The sequence below is a fragment of the Bifidobacterium coryneforme genome, assembly GCF_000737865.1.
GTDB classification, from domain to species: Bacteria; Actinomycetota; Actinomycetes; order Actinomycetales; family Bifidobacteriaceae; genus Bombiscardovia; species Bombiscardovia coryneformis.
In genome coordinates this window covers 377,311-396,374 of the sequence record NZ_CP007287.1, presented here as the reverse complement: position 1 = coordinate 396,374, position 19,064 = coordinate 377,311, and the positions used below count along the sequence as shown (strand labels likewise).

15 protein-coding genes and 1 tRNA gene are annotated in these 19,064 nt (G+C 60.6%); 1 reads left to right on the top strand and 15 read right to left on the bottom strand.

What is annotated here, in order from left to right; translation table 11 throughout:
• Positions 1 to 7: 7 nt before the first annotated feature.
• The 14 genes from bcor_RS01460 to bcor_RS01395 form a co-directional block, all read right to left on the bottom strand.
• Entirely contained in the window at positions 8 to 781 is a 774-nt protein-coding gene (locus bcor_RS01460) for an HNH endonuclease family protein (protein WP_033498680.1), read from the bottom strand.
• A 42-nt stretch (positions 782 to 823) separates the two neighbouring features.
• A complete protein-coding gene (locus bcor_RS01455) occupies positions 824 to 1,672 on the bottom strand; it encodes an aldo/keto reductase (protein WP_033498681.1) in 849 nt (282 codons plus the stop codon).
• 158 nt (positions 1,673 to 1,830) lie between these two features.
• A complete protein-coding gene (locus bcor_RS01450; RefSeq protein ID WP_033491674.1) occupies positions 1,831 to 2,130 on the bottom strand; it encodes a hypothetical protein in 300 nt (99 codons plus the stop codon).
• Entirely contained in the window at positions 2,120 to 3,256 is a 1,137-nt protein-coding gene (locus tag bcor_RS07180; RefSeq protein WP_051875584.1) for a class C sortase, read from the bottom strand. Before bcor_RS07180 ends, bcor_RS01450 begins: the two co-directional genes overlap by 11 nt.
• 467 nt (positions 3,257 to 3,723) lie before the next feature.
• Positions 3,724 to 4,536 (bottom strand): hypothetical protein, encoded by an 813-nt coding sequence (locus tag bcor_RS01440; RefSeq protein ID WP_148303934.1) that lies wholly within the window; start codon positions 4,534 to 4,536, stop codon positions 3,724 to 3,726.
• Positions 4,537 to 4,757: 221 nt separating this feature from the next.
• Positions 4,758 to 6,683, bottom strand: coding sequence for a SpaH/EbpB family LPXTG-anchored major pilin (locus tag bcor_RS01435; RefSeq protein WP_033498683.1), 1,926 nt, complete (start codon positions 6,681 to 6,683; stop codon positions 4,758 to 4,760).
• Positions 6,684 to 6,982: 299 nt separating this feature from the next.
• Positions 6,983 to 8,497 (bottom strand): L-arabinose isomerase, encoded by a 1,515-nt coding sequence (gene araA, locus bcor_RS01430; RefSeq protein WP_033498684.1) that lies wholly within the window; start codon positions 8,495 to 8,497, stop codon positions 6,983 to 6,985.
• A gap of 58 nt (positions 8,498 to 8,555) precedes the next feature.
• Positions 8,556 to 10,169 (bottom strand): xylulokinase, encoded by a 1,614-nt coding sequence (locus bcor_RS01425; protein WP_033498685.1) that lies wholly within the window; start codon positions 10,167 to 10,169, stop codon positions 8,556 to 8,558.
• A gap of 139 nt (positions 10,170 to 10,308) precedes the next feature.
• Positions 10,309 to 11,385, bottom strand: a complete 1,077-nt coding sequence (locus bcor_RS01420; protein WP_033491699.1) for a LacI family DNA-binding transcriptional regulator — start codon at positions 11,383 to 11,385, stop codon at positions 10,309 to 10,311.
• 123 nt (positions 11,386 to 11,508) lie between these two features.
• Positions 11,509 to 12,195 (bottom strand): ribonuclease HII, encoded by a 687-nt coding sequence (locus bcor_RS01415; RefSeq protein ID WP_033498686.1) that lies wholly within the window; start codon positions 12,193 to 12,195, stop codon positions 11,509 to 11,511.
• 9 nt (positions 12,196 to 12,204) lie between these two features.
• Complete coding sequence (lepB, locus tag bcor_RS01410) at positions 12,205 to 12,975, bottom strand: signal peptidase I (RefSeq protein WP_051875583.1); 771 nt, start codon at positions 12,973 to 12,975, stop codon at positions 12,205 to 12,207.
• Positions 12,976 to 13,164: 189 nt separating this feature from the next.
• Positions 13,165 to 13,533 carry a 50S ribosomal protein L19 gene (rplS, locus tag bcor_RS01405; protein WP_033491666.1) on the bottom strand — a complete coding sequence of 123 codons (369 nt, stop codon included), beginning with the start codon at positions 13,531 to 13,533 and terminating at the stop codon, positions 13,165 to 13,167.
• A 229-nt stretch (positions 13,534 to 13,762) separates the two neighbouring features.
• Positions 13,763 to 15,457, bottom strand: a complete 1,695-nt coding sequence (gene pgi, locus bcor_RS01400; protein WP_033491665.1) for a glucose-6-phosphate isomerase — start codon at positions 15,455 to 15,457, stop codon at positions 13,763 to 13,765.
• Positions 15,458 to 15,647: 190 nt separating this feature from the next.
• A complete protein-coding gene (locus bcor_RS01395) occupies positions 15,648 to 16,772 on the bottom strand; it encodes a mannose-1-phosphate guanylyltransferase (protein ID WP_033498687.1) in 1,125 nt (374 codons plus the stop codon).
• A gap of 119 nt (positions 16,773 to 16,891) precedes the next feature.
• Here bcor_RS01395 and bcor_RS01390 point away from each other — a divergent pair.
• A tRNA-Thr gene (locus bcor_RS01390) sits at positions 16,892 to 16,964 on the top strand.
• A gap of 205 nt (positions 16,965 to 17,169) precedes the next feature.
• Here the strand turns inward: bcor_RS01390 and bcor_RS01385 are convergent.
• The gene (locus bcor_RS01385; RefSeq protein WP_158332616.1) at positions 17,170 to 19,035 is read right to left on the bottom strand and encodes a SpaA isopeptide-forming pilin-related protein; all 1,866 of its coding nucleotides are present in this window, start codon (positions 19,033 to 19,035) and stop codon (positions 17,170 to 17,172) included.
• Positions 19,036 to 19,064: the final 29 nt, after the last annotated feature.

Genomic DNA, 19,064 nt, shown 5'->3' with positions numbered 1-19,064 from the left:
TCAGGCCTCACTCATCCGAGGGCAGGGGCTGGCCGGGGCAACCATGCAGAACGCCCATCATGGCCTGCTTTTCGGCTGAGGTGACGCTCAGGCCGTACTTGTCCTTGACGCCGATCTGCCGAGCCACATAGGCGCACCGATAGTCTGTACGGGGCGGAAGCCAATAGTCCGCGGAGGCACTTCCCTTTTCCTGGTTGGCTGGTCCGTCCACGGCCAGAAGATTGTAGGGGTCGTTCCCGAAACGGTACCGTCTGGCCGTATCCCAGGTATCAGCCCCCGACTTCCAGGCATTTTCCAAGGCCACCACATGGTCGATTTGAACATCGGCACTGGTCCTCTCACCCCTGATGAAGGTGATGGTCTTGCCGGTATAGGGGTCATCCAGGATGCCGGAAGACACCTTGCACCCTCCGGGAGTGGTATGGCGCACCTGGCGCAGATCCCTGGTCAGCACATCCTCGCGGATATTGCACCCATTGCCATCAACATCGGTCTGTTTGAAACCGAATGAGTCCCGGCGGTATTGACGGCCCGGCCTGGGACGGTCCTGGACCCGGAGTCCTTCCAGGGTCTGGGCGGCATCGCCGGTTGCCTGGTACCTCCCGGTCATCACCCCGATCGTCCCATCCACCCTGGGAAGGACCAGACCGATGGTCACTCCGATCATCGCCACTATGACGAGGAGGACAAGAACCCGCTCCAAGGCCGACGTGGACCTGAACCTGGCACTGCCGGCGGCCCTTCTCCGACCCCTGTATCTTCCGGCAAACCGACGGGCCATCTGTATGCCTACCTCCCCTTGGTTACGAGCGATTCCCGACCATCAGGCGTAGGAGTAGGTCCTCGGGTCGTGACCGGCCCGAACCGGCCCGTCCAGGGCATCGATTGCAGCACGCTCCTGCTCGGTCAGGGAGAATCCGAACAAGTCCAGATTCTCCTTCTGCCGCTCGGCATGGACGGACTTGGGGATGATGATGGTCCCGTTCTCGATGTGCCACCGCAACACAACCTGGGCCGGTGAGCACCCTTTTTCCTCTGCTATGCGGTCTATCACTCCCTGACCGGCGCTCAGATCCGCTCCCCGCGCGAGGGGGGAATATGCCTCCACGGCAATCTTCCTGGAACGGCAGAAGGCCACCAGATCCCGCTGCTGCCAGGTGGGGTGCAGCTCGATCTGGTTGACGGCGGGGTACTCCCCTGTCTCCCTGTGGAGCCTTTCCAGATCCTCCACCAGGAAGTTGCATACACCCAGGGTCCGAACCCTCTGCTGTTGCCGCAATTCCTGGAAGGCCTTCCAGGTCTCGGCCGCACGCCAGTCAAAGGGCGTGGGCCAATGAATCATGTACATGTCGACATAATCGGTTCCAAGGAGACCTATCTGCCGGTCGAAAGCCCGCAGGGCCGAATCATAACCCTGCTCGGAATCCCGAAGCTTGGTGGTCAGCCAGATGGATTCCCGGCGACTTCCGGTGTCATATCCCGCCGCCTTGAGGCCCCTGCCCACGCCTGCCTCGTTCTGATACCCGGCAGCGGTGTCGATGTGCCGATACCCCAAGGAAAGGGCCGACTCCACAACCTGACCGGTCTGGTCATCCGCAATCCTGAGCACGCCCAACCCAATCTGGGGAATCCTGCGCCCGTCGGCAAGTTCGATATCCGGTACTGCGGCCATGATCTGCTCCTCTATCCCTGCAAGGGTACCTACTCCTGCTCCGCAGGAGGTCAACCTCATTCTAGGGCCAGCAGGGACCGGAACCGGGCAGGAGGCGCTCTGTGGTCAACTATGCCTCCACCCGCTCTGCAGGGTATCGCCTTACGCCGCCGACCCGGTCAGCGGGCGGCGACGCCGAAGAAATAAAGGATATGGGAATCGAACCAGGAGTACCCCAGGTCGAATACCGGCAGGAAGCCGATTCGCATCATCATGCCGAAGGCGGCCCAGGCAAAAAAGAGGGCCAGCAGCGCCAGTACCCACATCAGGAAGGTATAGGTGCGCCTCTTACGGACCAGTGCACGTCGTCGCTCCGCTGGCGACAGTCGCCCCCTACCCCGGGAATTACGGTTGTGTCCAAGTTCCTGGTCATGGTCATCGAGCCGGTCCATGCCGGTCACCGATTGCTCATCCGTCATGATGTACCTCCTGACTCCTTGCATAGCCCTGTTCCACCCCTGGAAGGTCTGGTCGCCAGCCCCCACTGTCGCCATCAGGAGGATCACTGTCCATCAATGAGCCATCATCCCCTAAGGAGCCGTCAGGCTCGCCAGCGCTGCCATCGTCGTCGGCACCATACACTCCCGTAACGGGGGAATCCTGCCCGCCGCCCGCTTCGACCTTGTCCAGGTTCGCAATATGCTGTTTGCACTCTTTGCGGCGCCTGGACAGGTAGTACCAGGCCAGCAGACACAGGATCATGAGCAACAGGAGTATCCAGAGCATGTAGTTGGGAGCCCCCTGAGGCTTGGTGGCGGGGACATTCTCTCCGATGAACCGGCCACGGATGAGCAGGCGGTGGGAGTTGATTCCGTAAGGGGTGCAGGTCAGCATGGTGACGTAGTTCGAGCCCGCCACAGGCTGGAGGTCATCGACCTCGGTGGGCAGAATCACCTTGATCTGGTCCACCTGATAGCTCATGCGCTTGTCCAGAACGCGAATCTGGAAAACGTCCCCCTTCTTCATCTGGGTCAGGTTGTCGAAGAGGATATGCCCCACTTCGCCCGTGTGCCCGGTAATCACGGAGTGGATCGTGCTGTTGTCCGTGGGAACGTGGGTGGTGGCGATATGACCTATGCTGTCCCTGAGCACTTCGTCGGTTGTTCCGTGGCGAATGGGGAGCTTCACATTGATCTTGGGGATGTCGACGTAGGCCATCATCCCCTTCCCATCAACGTTGAGAATCTTGGAATACCTCCCGAGGGGCTCCTGAATCTCCTTGTACCGGAAAGGATCTCGCAGGGTCGGCTTGCCGAGGTCATCATCATACTGCTTGGCATCCTGCCACATTTTCTGCCGCTGCTGCGGGGTGAGCTGATTGACGATGTTCTCGTACTCATCGACGGCCTGGGTGGTTTCCGCATAGTTGAAGTAGGCCGCCGCCAGGGGGTACAGGAACAAGGCCAGTCCAATCAGGAAGACCACCACTTCGATGAAGCCAAACCTGCGGTCGGATTTGACCCGGTGCTTGGCCTTACCGGCCCCCGTCGAAGAGCGCCGATCCGGTGCAACCTTCTGGTCGGTCTCCCTCACCGGCATGGTCATCGCCGCCCCCTTGTATCCATCATCCTATTCAACCTCCGTATACGCCTCTCGACCGCAGCCGGACCAACCATGGGACCAGGAACAGCGGAACCGTAACGACAAGCAACCGCCATATCCCCAGTGCCAGAGTGCCCCGCACACAACACCGACCTCATTAAGGTCCCCAATCACCTTCAGTCGATGACTGTTAATCCCCAGGGGTCCAGGTCAAGAGAGTCACTACCTTCTTACCTTACCCGTCTTCCGGCACAACCTCCTTGCCCGGTGTCACACCATCAATGCGACCGACCTTTTGTATAGAGGCATAGCTCTCATAGCATCCCCGGAAACAACCAGACCGTCGGAGTGGAAAAACCCGTGACGGGGCAGGCAAAAGTCACACTAGTACGCAGGAAGCCGACAGCACTCTCAGTGCCATCGGCTTCTAGAGTTGCATGGTCGCTCAGAGACGGCCATACGAACAGAGCTCAAACAATCGTATCGTGGCGCTTCTTCATCGCCATGACCAGGACGACAACTCCCATGATGAGGAAGACGGCCAGCAGAATGAGGGGAAGAATCAAGGATGATCCGGTTTTTGACAGGTGCTGTATCGAGACGGCGCTCCCCGGAACCACATCCGACTTGCTGATATCCAGCTTGGGATAGACATCTACCTGGAAAGTCGGGGAGCCTCCCGGAACCAGGGTGGGCAACTGCACAACGCAGGGGTCCGTCCGAACGGTAACCCCATGGGGGGCAGCAACCAGGCTGACCATCCAATAGGTCGGTTCCTCTTCCGTCCCTCCCAGCTGCGCCGCCGTTCCACCGGAAAGGGTCGCAGAGTTGACATCAAGCTGTGCGCCTTCCAGCCAGATGCCTACAGACTGAGTCGTCGAAGATGTGGTTATGACACCATTGGCATCGGATACACCGTAGAACTCTGTATTCGAAGAATCCTTGAACGAGGCAAGGTCTGCAATGACAGCAGAGGTCAGGTTCTTCTGAAGGGTCTCCGGCGACGAGGCAAGGTCTGCGGCCGCCAGGTTGATCTTGCCCCTGTCCAGCTTCACTGCCTTGTAGATGTACCCGGGGCCTGCAGGAGGATTGCTGCTTCCCGGCAGGATGGAATCCGCATTATTCTGTGTTTCGAGAAGGGTGAGTGTAAGAGTGGGATCCGCAGTGCTTGCGGCTGCTTGAGTCAATCCACCGGCAAGCATGAGTCCGCAAGAAACAACGGAGACAACCAACCAGAGCAGGACCCGTTTTGTCTTCCCCGCCCGTAAGGAACTAGCCTTCATACAACATCCCTTCAAGAGAACCATCCTTCAAGGTGGTCATCCACGTCGGAGGTCAGCACCTACCGGTGTGACATCCCCTTCTCCGACATATCACTAACACAAGATACATGTCTTCTATAGGATATCATAACACCCCATAACAAGAACGGCGGGTGGTCCACATAGGAACCACCCGCCGTTGTGATTGGTTCAGACTAACTCAACCAATCAGTCACAGCAGCTCAGGCAGTACGGGCTGCGTTGCGACGGCTGCGCAGGTAGAGGGCGCCACCCATGATGGCGACACCAACAACCAGCAGCAGGATGATGCCGCGACCACCGGTCAGCGGGAGGCCAATCGGGGCATCCGTATCATCCTTGGTGTAGTTCATCATCTTCTTCGCCACAGACTTACCATTGAACTTGATCTCGTTGGCAATGCTTGCATTGCTATCCGCAGCGTAGGTAGCGAAGCTCAGCTGATCGTAGTCAGGCTCGATCGGGTTCGAACCATAGTAATCTACGATCTGCTGCTCGGTCTTACCTGCGACGTTCGGGCCGAAGGTCACCTGGGAGAAGGGATTCGGGGCCGTGATGAAACCGTTGGGGGCCGTAACCTCGACCACGGTCCAGTTAGCGGCGATGCCCTTCTTGTTCGAGTCCAGAATCGGAAGACCGGTGAAAGCCACCAGACCTGCCGGAGAGGAAGTTGCAGAGAAGAAGGTCACACCAGTGTCAGTGGTGGGGTGGAATGCCCCATCAGTGGCGAGGTAGGAGGTGGGGTTGGCAGGATCAGCCAGACGGAAGACAGCGCCTTCCAGAGCCTTGAGCTGAGTCGGGCTTCCGTCCTTCTGCACCTTGCCGAAAGCAACGGAGCCGGAGGGGGTGATAGTGCCATCGCTAGGAGGAGTATCAGGACCCTTGTCATCAGCGTTGTCCCTGAAATCGGACTCAACCTTGTTGGCGACACCACCATCACCGGTGGAATCACCATCAGCGGTCACCGTGGCACTGTAGGTGATCTCAAGAGTCAGCTCAGTGGGGACATTACCGGAGGCGTCTTTCATGCCTGCAACAGTCTGACGAATTTTGTTAGCGTCTTTGAAGAACTTGAAGATAGTATAAGTGGCCTTACCATCTTGTTCGTTCGCGAAGAACTTACCATTGCCCTGAAGACGGTCAGGCTTGTCAGTCGAAGTCACGACCTCGTAGTCGACATCCCTATCCAAGACAGGTACCGAGGACCCACCGGGAGTTTCGAGAAGGACCTCGATGGAGCTATCCCGCATCTTCAGCGAGGAACCCATACGATCCACGATATGCAGATCCTGGAGGTCACCCTTCACCTCTGCCATATCCAGTTTCTGGTCCTTGAAAGCATGAGTGCTCTCGTTGTAGAGCTTATGCTGGACCTTGTAGGAGACGACATCGCCGGCCTGGGCAATGGAGACTGTGTCCGGTCCCCTCTTGACCCCAGTGACAGTCTTGGTCAGACCGCCCTTGCTGACGTTCTTCGGGAAGACGTGCAGGTGATAGATGTAACCGCTCTTAGCCGGAGCACCCGGAGTGCTGTTATCGGTGGTCCTGTAAGGCAGTCCGAAGAACGAAGGAGCGGACTCAGTGTACTTGGCTGCATTGAAGCCCGGAGAAACAACCGGATTCGTATTCTCGGTCATCACATAATAGTGCTGACCGGAGGCGAAGGTCACGGGAGTGCTGGTGGGCGCACCGCTGGCGTCCGCCGTGAACCAGGAGTCGATGACACCCTGTCCGTTGGTTATACCAGCTGCGTAGAAACCGCTGCTGGCATTAGTGAACGTTGAGGCATCGGTGGGGTTGATGTCAGCGACGGTCTTACCGGTCGCAGGGACGACCTCACGAACGTTGAAGACGATGTCCTTTGCAGGAGTACCAACGCCGGCGGCGGGCCTGTCCATAATCGAGCCGGTGGCCCCGGATCCCTTGGAGCCCGACAGGTACTTCGTGACTGTCAGCTGGGGGGTCTTGCTTGTGTCAAGAGCACCCTCAACGAAGTCGTCCGCAGCTTCAAAGGCCGAAGCCTGAGTCACGGGAAGGGCAACCATCCCGGCCAGCAGAGTGGCACCAGCCACCGCCAGACCGAGAACCTTGGAAAGCCCTCGCCTTTCATTTGTTTTTACTGTATGCATGCATGCATCCCTTCTATTTTGCGATGGTACGGAGCGGTGCGCAACAACACTGCGGCCTATCCGGCATATTCCATTCCCCAGCCGATAAACCCTTCCGAGTGAGCCGTCGCGAAACATGACCCAATACCACTATCGAAGCTTAGTGCACGGCCTTAACCTTTGCAAACGGATAGATGCAATGTATGTCACATGTCTCTGCACTTGCAGAACGCCCTCATTCTCCTTGTACTGCCACTATCGGACCGCAGATCCAAGCGGCAAGCACACGGTGAATAAGGGCGAAATCCGAAAGAAACAATTTATTGCCGGTTATCGAGACGATGCACCATCTCGGAGAGTTCCAGGTCCTTGCCAAACCGCTCGGCCGTGGTGTCCTCATCGATGGAAGCCAGTTCCACGCCGGCAATGCACGCGAAGTCCTCCCACGCCTCGCGACCAACTGTGGTGGTCATGCAGGTGTGATGGGCTGCACCGGCACGCAGCCAGCATTCAGCGGATACCTTCAGGGAGGGCCGAGGCTTCCAGATGGCGCGGGCCACAGGGAGCTTGGACAGGGAGCCACCGGGCTCGACCACATCCACCACATTCATGACCAGACGGAAACGCTCCCGCACGTCCGACATGGAGACCACAACCGCATCCTTGCAGGGGGTGGCGGTGAAGACCAGGCGGACGGGATCCTCCCGGTCTCCGATGGAGAGTGGATGAATCTCCAGACGGGGTCTGCCCTCGGTCAGGAGGGTCGGCGATACCTCCAGCATGTGGGCACCCATGATCTCCTCTTGGCCAGGCACGAAGTTATAGGAGTAGTCCTCCATCAGGGAGCAGCCACCCTTGAGGCCATACCCCATGACGTTGCCGATGCGGACCAGAACAGAGGTCTTCCAATCCCCCTCTGCCGAGAATCCGTACCCGTCGGCCATCAGCCGCTGGGCGCCGACCCCGGGCAGTTGGTGCAGGGCACCCAGGTCCTGGAAGTTGTCGACGGCCGCCGTGGCCCCGACCTCCTGGAGCATGTTGCGCATGCCCGCCTCCTCCCGAGCGGCCACCACCAGGGAGTCGTACCGGGAATCGAGGAGTTCGGGGGCCACATCGTAGCTGCGCTTGTAGTCTTCGATCAGATCCTTGACCTGGTCATCCTTGACGGCCTCCACATGGGCCACCAGTTCATTGACCGGCCAGGTGTTGACGGAGACCCCGAAAACGCGTTCGGCCTCGGTCTTGTCGCCCTCGGTCACGGCCACATCGCGCATGTTGTCGCCCCACCGGCAGACCTTCATGGAATTGGCGGCATCCCAACCGGCGCAGGCCCGGGCCCAGGTCCCGATTCGCTCCGCCACCTCGGGATCGGTGTAGTGCCCCACGACAATCTTGCGGGGAATGCCCAGGCGGGTAAGGATGTACCCGAACTCGCGGTCACCGTGGGCCGATTGGTTCAGGTTCATGAAGTCCATGTCGATGGTCTCCCAGGGGATTTCGACATGGTGCTGCGTATTCAACTGGAGAAGGGGCTTCCTCAACTGCTCCAGTCCACGAATCCACATCTTGGCAGGGCTGAAGGTGTGCATCCAGGCCACAATGCCAATGCAGGCCGGGTCGGAGGAGGCGTCGACCATGAAATTCCTGATGGAGTCCGAGTCCTTCAGGGTCGGCTTGAGAACCAGCCTGACCGGAATTTTGCCGGAGTCGTTCAGGGTCTGCGCTATGTCGGCGGCCTGCACGGCCACCTGCCGCAGCGTATCCTCACCATAGAGGTCCTGGGAACCAACTGCGAACCAGAGTTCCTTACCCTGGAATGGATCTGTCATTGCCATGGTTGCTCCTTATTGCTATTGCTGATTATGGTCACGTATATATATATGGAGTCATGGGTCATCCCTCCAGAGGGATGCTCCTGACTGCCGCCTGCTCGATGGGTAGGGACCTGGAGAACCGTTCGAAGAAGGCGCGGAACCCTTCGACATCCGCCGAGTCGGGGTTCTCCACTCGTGATTCAACGTCGGCGAAGACCCTTGAATCCAGGTAGTCGGCCAGGGTCTGATCGGAGTGGGTCAGGTAGTCGGCCAGAACAGCCATCCCCCAGGCCCCTCCTTCCGCAGCAGTCGACATGACCCGGATGGGGGTGTCGAAAGCCGCAGCCAGAATCTTCTGCGCCACCTTGGGAGTGGCGAAGATGCCGCCATGCCCAACCAGGGAATCCACCTGTACCCCCTCCTGCCGGGTCATCACATCCATACCGATCGTGACCGGGGAGAAGGCCGAGAAGAGCTGCGCCCGCATGAAATTGGCGAGGTTCATATGACTTTCGGGGCCCCGGGCGAAGACCGGACGCCCCTCTTCCAGGCCGGCCAGGAACTCACCGGAATAGAAGCAGTAGTTGATGAGGCCACCGGCGTCCTTGTCGCCCTGAAGGGCCAGGTTGAAGAGGGTTCCATACAGCTCGTCATCGCTCATCCGCAATCCTCCGGCCTGGGCGAAGTCGCGGAAGAGACCCACCCAGGCGTTCAGGTCGGAGGTGAAGTTGTTGGCGTGGCTCATGCCTGCAGGATCGCCGGCCGGGGTGGCCACCGGATCGACTTCAGGGTGCAGGTGTTCCAACCGGTGTTCCAGAACCACCATGGCGAAAATCGAGGTGCCGGCCGAGACGTTGCCCGTCCTGGGCCGCACTGAGTTGGTGGCCACCATCCCGGTGCCGGCATCTCCTTCGGGAGGAGCCATGACCGAACCTGCTGCCAGGGTGCCCGTCGGGTCCAGCAGACGGGCGCCTGCTTCGGTCAGGGACCCCGCCTCCTCCCCCGCCACCAGGGGGCTGGGCAGGAGGTCGCGTATGGACCAGGGCTGGGAGGCAACCTCAGGCAGGCTGTCGAAGGTGTCGAGCATGGCCTGGTCGAAGCGGTGATTTTCCGAGTCGATGGGGAACATACCCGAGGCATCACCTATGCCGAGGACCTTGCGTCCCGAGAGCTGCCAGTGCACATAGCCGGCCAGGGTGGTGATGAAGGCCACCTCGGGCACGTGCTCCTCATGGTCGAGAACGGCCTGGTACAGATGGGCTATCGACCAGCGCTCGGGAATGTTGACCTGGAATGTCCGGGAAAGGCTCTCATGGGCCTGACCGGTGTTGGTGTTCCTCCAGGTGCGGAAGGGCACCAGGAGCCGATCGTCCTTATCGAAGGCCAGGTACCCGTGCATCATGGCCGAAAATCCCATGGCTCCGATACGGGTCAGCGGCACACCGTAACGTTCCTTGACTTGGGAGGCCAGGGCGGCATAGGCACCTTGAAGTCCTTCCCAGACCTGCTCCAGGGAGTAGGTCCACAGGCCGTCCTTGAGCTGGTTCTCCCATGCAAAATCGCCGTCGGCCAGGGTGTGGTAATCCTGGTCGATCAGTATGGCCTTGATTCTGGTCGAGCCCAGCTCGATACCCAGGGAGGTCCTCCCGGCCTCGATTTCCTCAGCGAAGTGCCGGTCGGTGTTCGCTTCCATGGTCCGCTCCTTTGCTGGCCGCCCCTGGTCCTTCAGACTCATCGCAGTCTGAAAACAAGGATTGTTAACGCTCACATTTCCTAGTGAATAGCATAGTAGCGATCGCCTTTTCCGGCAAGCGTGGTGATGTCAGGCGTCGTCATGAACGCCGGACGGCCCGGCCCAGGGATCTGCGGGGTACCACATCAGCCTGGATGAGGCCCACACCATGTCTGGTGACCGGAAAATCGACCGGTCTGCCCTGGTGCAACATGGCCAGGAGCTGGCGCATGGTCGCCGTTCCCAGCTCTTCGAATCGGGGACGTACGGTCGAGAGGGGCGGATTCAGGTTGTCGACAGTGGGGATGTCATCGAATCCGGCCAGACTCACGTCCTGCGGAATACGGATGCCGTGCTCCTGAAGGGACCTGGCCACACCCACGGCCTGATTGTCATTGGCGGTGACCACTGCGGTCGGCATGGACCGCCCGGTCATACCCCGTTCGTCGATCAGGTGGTTCATCAGGGTGTACGACTCCGCGGATTCCCAGCTGCGCGCGTGAACCACGGCTGTCTTGACGTGATATCGGGCGCAGGCCTTCCACCAGGAGGCCAGACGGGTCGAGGCGTCACGCCATTCAGGCGGTCCGGCCATGTAGAGCACCCGACGGTGCCCCAGTTGCACCAGCTGCCTGACCACCTGCTGGATGGCCCCCCACTGGTCGATTCCCGTCAAGGCCACCCGGTCGGAGCCGAGATTATGACTCAGGGCCTCCTCGATGCCCATACCTCCATGGGTGGAGGTGACGATGACCCTGGGCTGGGTCACATTCACCTGGCAGGCCGCCTGAAACATGGTATCGGTGGGCGTGATGAAGATGAAGGCATCGACGTTCTGCTCCAGGAAGGTCCCGCACAGTTCCTGGAACCCCTGCTGGGTGCAGGTGGCTTCGTCGACCATCATGACCGACATGAAGAGCCCATGCGAGCGCGCGACCGTCTCGATGGCGGTGATGGTGGAAACAGGACCATAGAGACTGACCCCACCCGCCACCAGGCCTATGGTCCTGCTGTGGCTGGAGGCCAGGGCCCTGGCCGAGTTGCTGGGTCGGTACCCCAGCTGCCGTATGGCCGCTTCCACCTTGAGGCGGGTCGGCTCGGAAACGTCCTTGGACTTGTTGATGACCCGCGAAACGGTCTGATGGGAGACTCCGGCCAACCGGGCCACTTCAACCATGGACGGGCGGCCGGAACGACGCCGCTCCCTGCTGCCTGGAGGCATATATCCTTCTTCCCGAAACCCGTACAGACTGCTCCGATCATAGCCCGGAGAGGGGAGGATCACCGGCCGAGACCTGAGTCACCCCGTCAGGTGCCAACTGACACGGTGCAGGTCGGAGGGACCATGCTGCCTGATGGCTTCAATGTGCTCGGCGGAACCGTACCCCTTGTTCTTCTCCCAGTGGTAGGGGGCCACGTCGGCCCGCTCCTGGGCCAGGCGAACCATGAGCCGGTCCCTGGTCACCTTGGCGATGACGGCCGCGCTTGCCACCGTGGCGCAGGATACATCACCCTTGACCTTCGTGGTGACGGTCGGCAGGAGGGGCAGGGTCGGGGCGTCAAAGCTGTCGGCGGCCTTGGTTATAAAGTCGCTGGTACCGTCCAGAATGGCCGCCGGGGAGGAGTACGACCCCAGGTCAAGCCGCGCTTCGACATCGGCCAGGGCGCGTAGGGCGGCGATGCCCAGGGCATGCGTGATACCCCACTCGTCGACTTCATGATTCGAACAGGACCCGACGGCCCAGGCCTCGGCCCAGTTCTCAAGGTCCAGATGGATGGCCTCCCGACGGGCGGCGGTCAGCATCTTCGAATCAGCCACCCCGGCAGGCACCTTCAATCTGGGAAGATCCGCGGATTTCAAGGCCACGACACCGACCATGACCGGGCCGGCCAAGGCGCCGCGCCCCACCTCATCCAGCCCAAAAACAAAGTCCGCTCCCCCTGCCGCAAGTTCCGACTCAAGGGCCAGGGTGGGTATGGGATGCATCCGCCGTCCCTACCTGGGTTGCCTGTCGGGAACCGCGTCGAAGACGGAATGCCGATTGTTCAGGAATTTCCAGCTGCCGAAGGGGAAGTAGGTCACCATGGCAGTCCCCTTGATGTTCTCCATGGGCACTTGACCACCGTTCGAATCATCGAGATGATAGCGGGAATCGGCCGAGTTGGAGCGGTTATCGCCCATGACGAAGACATGGTCCGCCTTGACCGTGACCTCGAAGGGGAAACCACTCGGCTGGACACCCGGGCGAAGATAGGAATGCTCATCCAGGGCCACACCGTTGACCGTTACGGGGTACCCGCTCCCCTTGCAGGCCACCGTATCGCCTGGCATGCCGATAAGCCGCTTGACCAGGTAATCGCTCTTCTGCCCGACCTGCGAAGAGTTGTCTAGCCAGTTGCCGGGGTCGGTGAAGACGATGACATCCCCCCTGCGGGGCTTGGCCATACCCCTGGTGATGCCGTTGGTGGTCAGGATTCGGTCATTGATGCCCAGCGTGTTCTCCATGGAACCGGAGGGAATGACGAAGGGGGCCATGACGAAGAGTCTGCAAAAGGCCACAACAGCCAGCACCGATACGATGTCGACCACGACCTGAATCAGGGCTTTGACCTCATTGGAGGACCCTGGCTCCCCTCCCGATGCCGGGCGCTCATATGGTGCGGGATCATCTTCCGGTAAGGGGTCGCGATCACCGAAGCTGGTGGCGATATCGCGGACCGAAGTTCCGAAGGGCACCTTGGACCCGTGCCTGGGTTCCGCGTTCATCCTGATACCATCTGACTGGGGAGAACCAACATGCTCGCTCCTTCTGCTTGAGAGGTATCTGAAATCCGGCCGGATACCGTCTGACCCCACCTGTTGCACCACCCACCAGGAAGAGTCTCCACTGCAAACTCTAGTCGGGAAAAGAAAGACCCGGGGACCTGAATGGCCTCCGGGTCGGCAAGGATGAAACTACTTGGTCTCGGCCTTGTTGTCGCGACGCTCAACGATACGTGCGGCCTTGCCGTGCAGGTTACGCAGGTAGTAGAGCTTGGCGCGGCGGACACGACCACGACGCAGGACCTTGATGGAATCGATCTGCGGGGAGTGCAGGGGGAAGCGACGCTCCACACCCACACCGAAGCTGACCTTGCGGACCATGATGGTCTCGCGCACACCTGCACCCTGACGGGCGATCACCACGCCGGTGAAGGCCTGGATACGGGTGTTGTTGCCTTCCTTGATGTTCACATTGACCTCGACGGTATCGCCGGGGCGGAAGTCCGGGATCTCCTCCGCGGGCTTCATGTGGCTGGCATCAAATTCCTGAATGGCGTTCATGCTGTTCCTCCATGGCCGCCGCACACCGACCCATGTTCCGGGCTCTCTCCCACACTCGGTGGCAGGGAGCCGTTCTCAACCCAACGGTCTGCCGTCGGGGGATGCCGATCCGCCGGTCTTGACCGGCTGGACCCAGAAGGAGGGGGAGCCTATGCGGCAACTCCCCCTCCGGCATTGCAACTGTTCAATGATACACCAGGTCGGGACCCTTTGGGCCCTACCCGATGGATCAGTGGCGGTGGGCCCTGTAGAACTCGATCAGGGAGCGGGTGGACTGGTCCTGGGCGGCCAGGGCCTGGTCGTCCTGGGAGATGGCCGGGGTGATTTCCTTGGCCAGCTTCTTGCCGAGCTCAACGCCCCACTGGTCGAAGGAGTCAACGCCCCAGACGGTCCCCTCGGTCAGGGTGATGTGCTCGTAGAGGGCGATCAGCTCACCCAGGGAGCGCGGGGTCAGGTCATCACCGAGGATGGAGGTGGTGGGCCTGTTTCCGGTGAAGACACGTGCCGGCACGATGGACTCGTCAGTACCCTCCGCGCGGACCTCATCGGCGGTCTTGCCGAAGGCCAGGGCCTTGGTCTGGGCGAAGTAGTTGGCCAGGAAGAGCTCGTGGACATCCTGGTCCTCATCCTTGGCCGGGTTGGGGGTATTGGCAAAGGCGATGAAGTCGGCCGGAATCAGCCTGGTGCCCTGATGAATCAGCTGGTAGAAGGCGTGCTGGCCATTGGTGCCCGGCTCGCCCCAGAAGATCTCGCCGGTCATTGAGGTGACGGGGGTGCCGTCCCAGCGGACGGACTTTCCGTTGGACTCCATGGTCAGCTGCTGCAGATAGGCCGGGAAGCGGTGCAGGTACTGGTCGTAAGGCAGCACCGCGTGGGAGTGGGCCCCGAAGAAGTTCACATACCAGACATTGAGCAGACCCATCAGGGCCACGACGTTCTCCTCCAGGGGGGTGTCGCGGAAGTAGCGATCGATGGCGTTGAACCCGGCCAGGAACTCCTCGAACCGCTCGGGTCCGATGGTGATGGCCAGGGAGGTGCCCACGGCGGAGTCGACCGAATAGCGGCCACCGACCCAGTTCCAGAAGCCGAAGGCGTTGGTCGGATCGATGCCGAAGTCCTCGACCTTGTCAAGAGCCGTGGAGACGGCGATGAAGTGCTTGCGGATGGCCTCGGCCGACTGTGCGTCGGAACCGTCGACGGCACCCTGGGCCTTGAGGTGGTCCAGGAGCCAGGAACGGGCCTGGCGGGCATTGGTCAGGGTCTCAAGGGTGGTGAAGGTCTTGGAGACGATGATGAAGAGGGTGGTCTCCGGATCCAGGTCGCGGGTCTTCTCGGCCAGATCGTTGGGGTCGATGTTGGAGACGTAGCGGGCGGAGATGCCAGCGTCGGCGTAAGGCTTCAGGGCCTCATAGGCCATGACCGGCCCCAGATCGGAACCACCGATGCCGATGTTGACCACGGTGGTGATCCTCTTGCCGGACACACCGGTCCACTCACCGGAGCGAACCTGGTCCGCGAAGGCGTAGATCCGCTTCAGGGTGTCGCGCACGTCGCCGACCACATCCTGGCCGTCGACGACCAGGCTGCCCCTGTCCTCCTCGGGCATACGCAGAGCGGTGTGGAGCACGGCCCGGTCCTCGGTGTTGTTGATGTGCTCGCCCTTGAACATGCTCTCGATGCGCTCGTCAAGCTTGACCTCCCTGCCCAGCTGGGCCAGGAGGGAGAGGGTCTCGGGCTGAATCAGGTTCTTGGAAAGATCGAAGTGGAGGTCCCCGGCCTCGAAACTCAGCTTCTCGGTGCGCTGGGGGTCGTTCGCGAACCAGGCGCGCAGGTCGATGCCTTCGTCCTGCAAGGACTGGAAGTGATCCTGCAAGGCCGCCCAGGCCTTGGTCTGCGTCGCATCTACTGGAGGATTGATGGCCATGTTCTATAGGTCCTTTCGTGACTGCATGCCCGACATGGGAACCGATCTCCGCCAGCACCCACCCAGGCTTGGGTCTCCTACCAAGCTACTCACAAAAGCGGACAGAAGACAACAAAAACCGCCAATCACCCAGGTGGTCCGGCGGTGAATCGGCGGTTGCGGATACGGAGTGTCCGGCTCTGGGCGACCCTCAGAGGATGTCGTCACGCCCATACTGGGAGAGTTTGCCCACCATGTCCTTGACCTCCTGACTTCGGGCCCTGGGAGCCACCAGGAGGGCATCCGGGGTATCGACGACAATCATGTCGTCCACTCCCAGGAGGGCGATGGTGCGTCCCCCGTCGGGCACGACCATGTCGCCACCGGAGTCCAGGGAGACCACCTGGTCGGAGTCGCCGAGAATCTTGATGTTGCGCCTACCCGATGAGGGTAGGAGGCCGGCCACGGAGTTGAAGTCGCCGATGTCATCCCAGTCGAAGCCGCCGGGGACCATGGCAACCCCTCCGGCAGTCGAGAGGGGCTCGGCCACGGCATAGTCGAAGGCGATCTTCTGAATGCCCGGCCAGTACTGCTCCATGGCCTCCTGGCGCTCATCGGCGCCCAGGTCCCATGCCTGCGCAATGGCCATGACGCTGGAATGAAGTTCGGGCAGGTACCGTTTCAGACAGCCCAGAACAACATCGGCCCTCATGACGAACATGCCGGCATTCCAGCGGTACTCACCCGTGGACAGGTAGGCCTGCGCCGTGGATGCATCGGGCTTCTCGACAAACTCGCTGACCAGGTGGGCATCAGGGGCATCGGGAACCTCGTCGGCCAGGGAAGGCCCCTGGTGGATGTATCCGAAAGCCGTGGAGGGCCTTGAGGCCGCGATGCCGATCGTGGTCACATACCCGGCTCGGGCTGCGGCCACGGCCTGTCTGACGGAACGACCGAAGGCCCGGTCATCGCGAATCACGTGATCGGCCGCGAAGGATCCGACCACTATCCGGTCCCCGTGCCGTCGGGACAGAACGGCAGTGGCCAGGGCGATGGCCGCTGTTGAGTCCCTGGGCACAGGCTCGGCGAAAACGGCCTCATCGCCAAGCTTGGGAAGCTGCTGGCGGACCTGGTCCACATGCCTCTGCCCGGTAGAGACCACCACGTGGCCCTCCCCGCAGATGCCTGCCAGACGGTCGAAGGTACCCTGGATCATGGTCCTTCCCGACCCCAGGAGGTCATACAGGAACTTGGGGCGGGCCTGGCGGCTGAGCGGCCAGAGCCTGGTACCCACTCCCCCGGCGGGAATGATGGCATAGAAATCGTCGAGATCCATACCCCCATTGTGTCAATAAGCTTGTACACCGCACCCGTCGTGACGAACCGTCAGAGGGCGTTTTTATCCCGGTCATCATGTATCATTGGTTGCGCTGTCCTCCCGGAGGATGGCGAAAGGCCACTTTAGCTCAGTTGGCAGAGCGTCTCACTCGTAATGAGAAGGTCGACAGTTCGATTCTGTCAAGTGGCTCTCTTCCTTTTCCGCCTATTTGGCAACGCCACTCTTCCGCCTATTCCGAGCCGCGCATGTCCTCCTGTACCCGCGAAGGGTCGCCCCTTACCATGCCCCCGCCTTTCCCATGAAGAGCCTGCATACATAAAGGTCCGGTGCCGAAGAGGTGATTACCTCCTCGGCACCGGACCTGCGAAGCTGCGGCTTACCTTACCGGCTCACCTCAGACTCGTATCTTGTTGGTGCGGTTCCTCACAACAATCAGCACACCTGCCGCACCTGCCAGCACCAGGGCGAGCAGGACCGCCAGGATGATTCCGGCGCCACCGGTAAGAGGCAGCTGGGAAATGGACTTGACGTTGTTGACGGTGATTGCATTGGGGAAGCCTTGCGACCAGGGCGATGTCATGACGTGGTTGGCGTCATAGACAGGCTGGCTGACCTGGGCCTGGTTGGTGGTCGTCGCAGCGACGAGCCCCCAGGCATCCGCCTCGTTGGTGATGACGGGTTTGCTTGCATCGGCCTTGCTGTCCGTCTTCTCCAGGGCGATATCGACATTGAACGTAGGCTTGAAGGCCGAGGAGTAACCGTCAGGCTGCTTGGTCTCTGCAACGCTGTACTTGCCGGCACTGAGACCATCGACGGACAGGGTGCCCGTATTGTCGGTCTTGAGGACGGTCGTCTGGTTCTGCCCCGTTGCCGGTGCGGATTGGTTCATGGCGAGCATGTACTTGCCTGCACTCTGCTCGTTGAACCAGAGCGGAGCGGTGCCGTCCGACCGGGTCACGGAGAACTCGGCATCAGTCAGAGCCGCACCATCGCTCTTGGCGACCTTACGGATCTTGAAGTTGTAGAAGTAGGCCGCATTGGTCGGAGTGTCGGGCGTGACGATGGTTCCGGTCGACCCGCCACCGGGCTGGTTCGAGAAGGTCAGCTTTGCCGAATTGGAGAGCTTACCGGCCTGGGCGGAATCATTGACTCGCATGTAGTAATCAATGGTGATGGGGTCCTTCCAGGTCAGCCTGGTGGCCGGATCGTTGTTCACGACCAGTTTGGTCAGATCGAACTCCACTCCGGTGGCGCCATCGGTCGGAGTGCCAGGGGTAACTATGTAACTTGCGGCATCCTGGGCCGTTGCCGCGGCATCGCTCCCGGACCTGGCCTTCACCACAACAGGATGGGCTTCGTCGCTAACGAAGTCCAATCCCTTGCCAGGGGTATCAGTGACCTTGTACACGAAGGTATCCGGGTTGAATCCTGTGGTCAGAGGAACCTTCAGGGTCAGGCGATAGTGGAGGTAGTCACCAATCGAGACCGAGGCACCGCGGTCGGCATCAGCCTGGATGAGCTCCTTGGAGATGCTGTTTTCATCATCCTTGATGTTGATGGTTCCCACAGGCATACCGCTGACGAAGTCGGTGATGTGGTCGGGACCGACGGTGGTACCCACCAGCATGGGGATCGAGTTGATACGCGTGTTGGTGCTTCCCTGAACATTAGTGACATCGGAGATGATATACAGGCCTTCGGGAAGGCTGGACAGGCTGGCATCCCCATCGGCGGCAGGAGTAACCGTGGCGGTCGACCCCGTCACCTTGGTGGTGAAGGTCGATGTCTTGGCTAGGGCGGTGACAAACTGACGAAGCTTGCCGTCACGGCCCCAGGCATCTGCAGCCGAGCCCGAATTCGATACCGTGTCCTCGCTGCCCGGGGAGGCATAGCCCAACCACTTGCTGGCCACCTCGCCTACAGGGTTGTTGGCATAGGCCGGATCAGAAGTCGCTCCATGGTTGACCGCGGAGAGGGCGGCTTCGGCATCCGCCACGAGATCCGGAACGGTCGCGATTGAAATGTTGCTCACCTTGTTGTCACCGTTGACCGTGGCATCCTGGTAGGTGGCGATCTCGACCGCCGCATACTTGTGCCCGGCAACGGCGTTCTTCAACGTTATCTGACCGTCGTTGGCACTCACATCGACCGTGGTATCGGCGCTGGCCGACCCCACCCCAACCAGGGACACCCCCAGGAGGGCAGCCACGGCTGTCGCCAGGGAAAGCCCCCGACGAAGTTGACTATGTACACCCATCATCTTCTCCTTACTTATTGACTCTTCACATT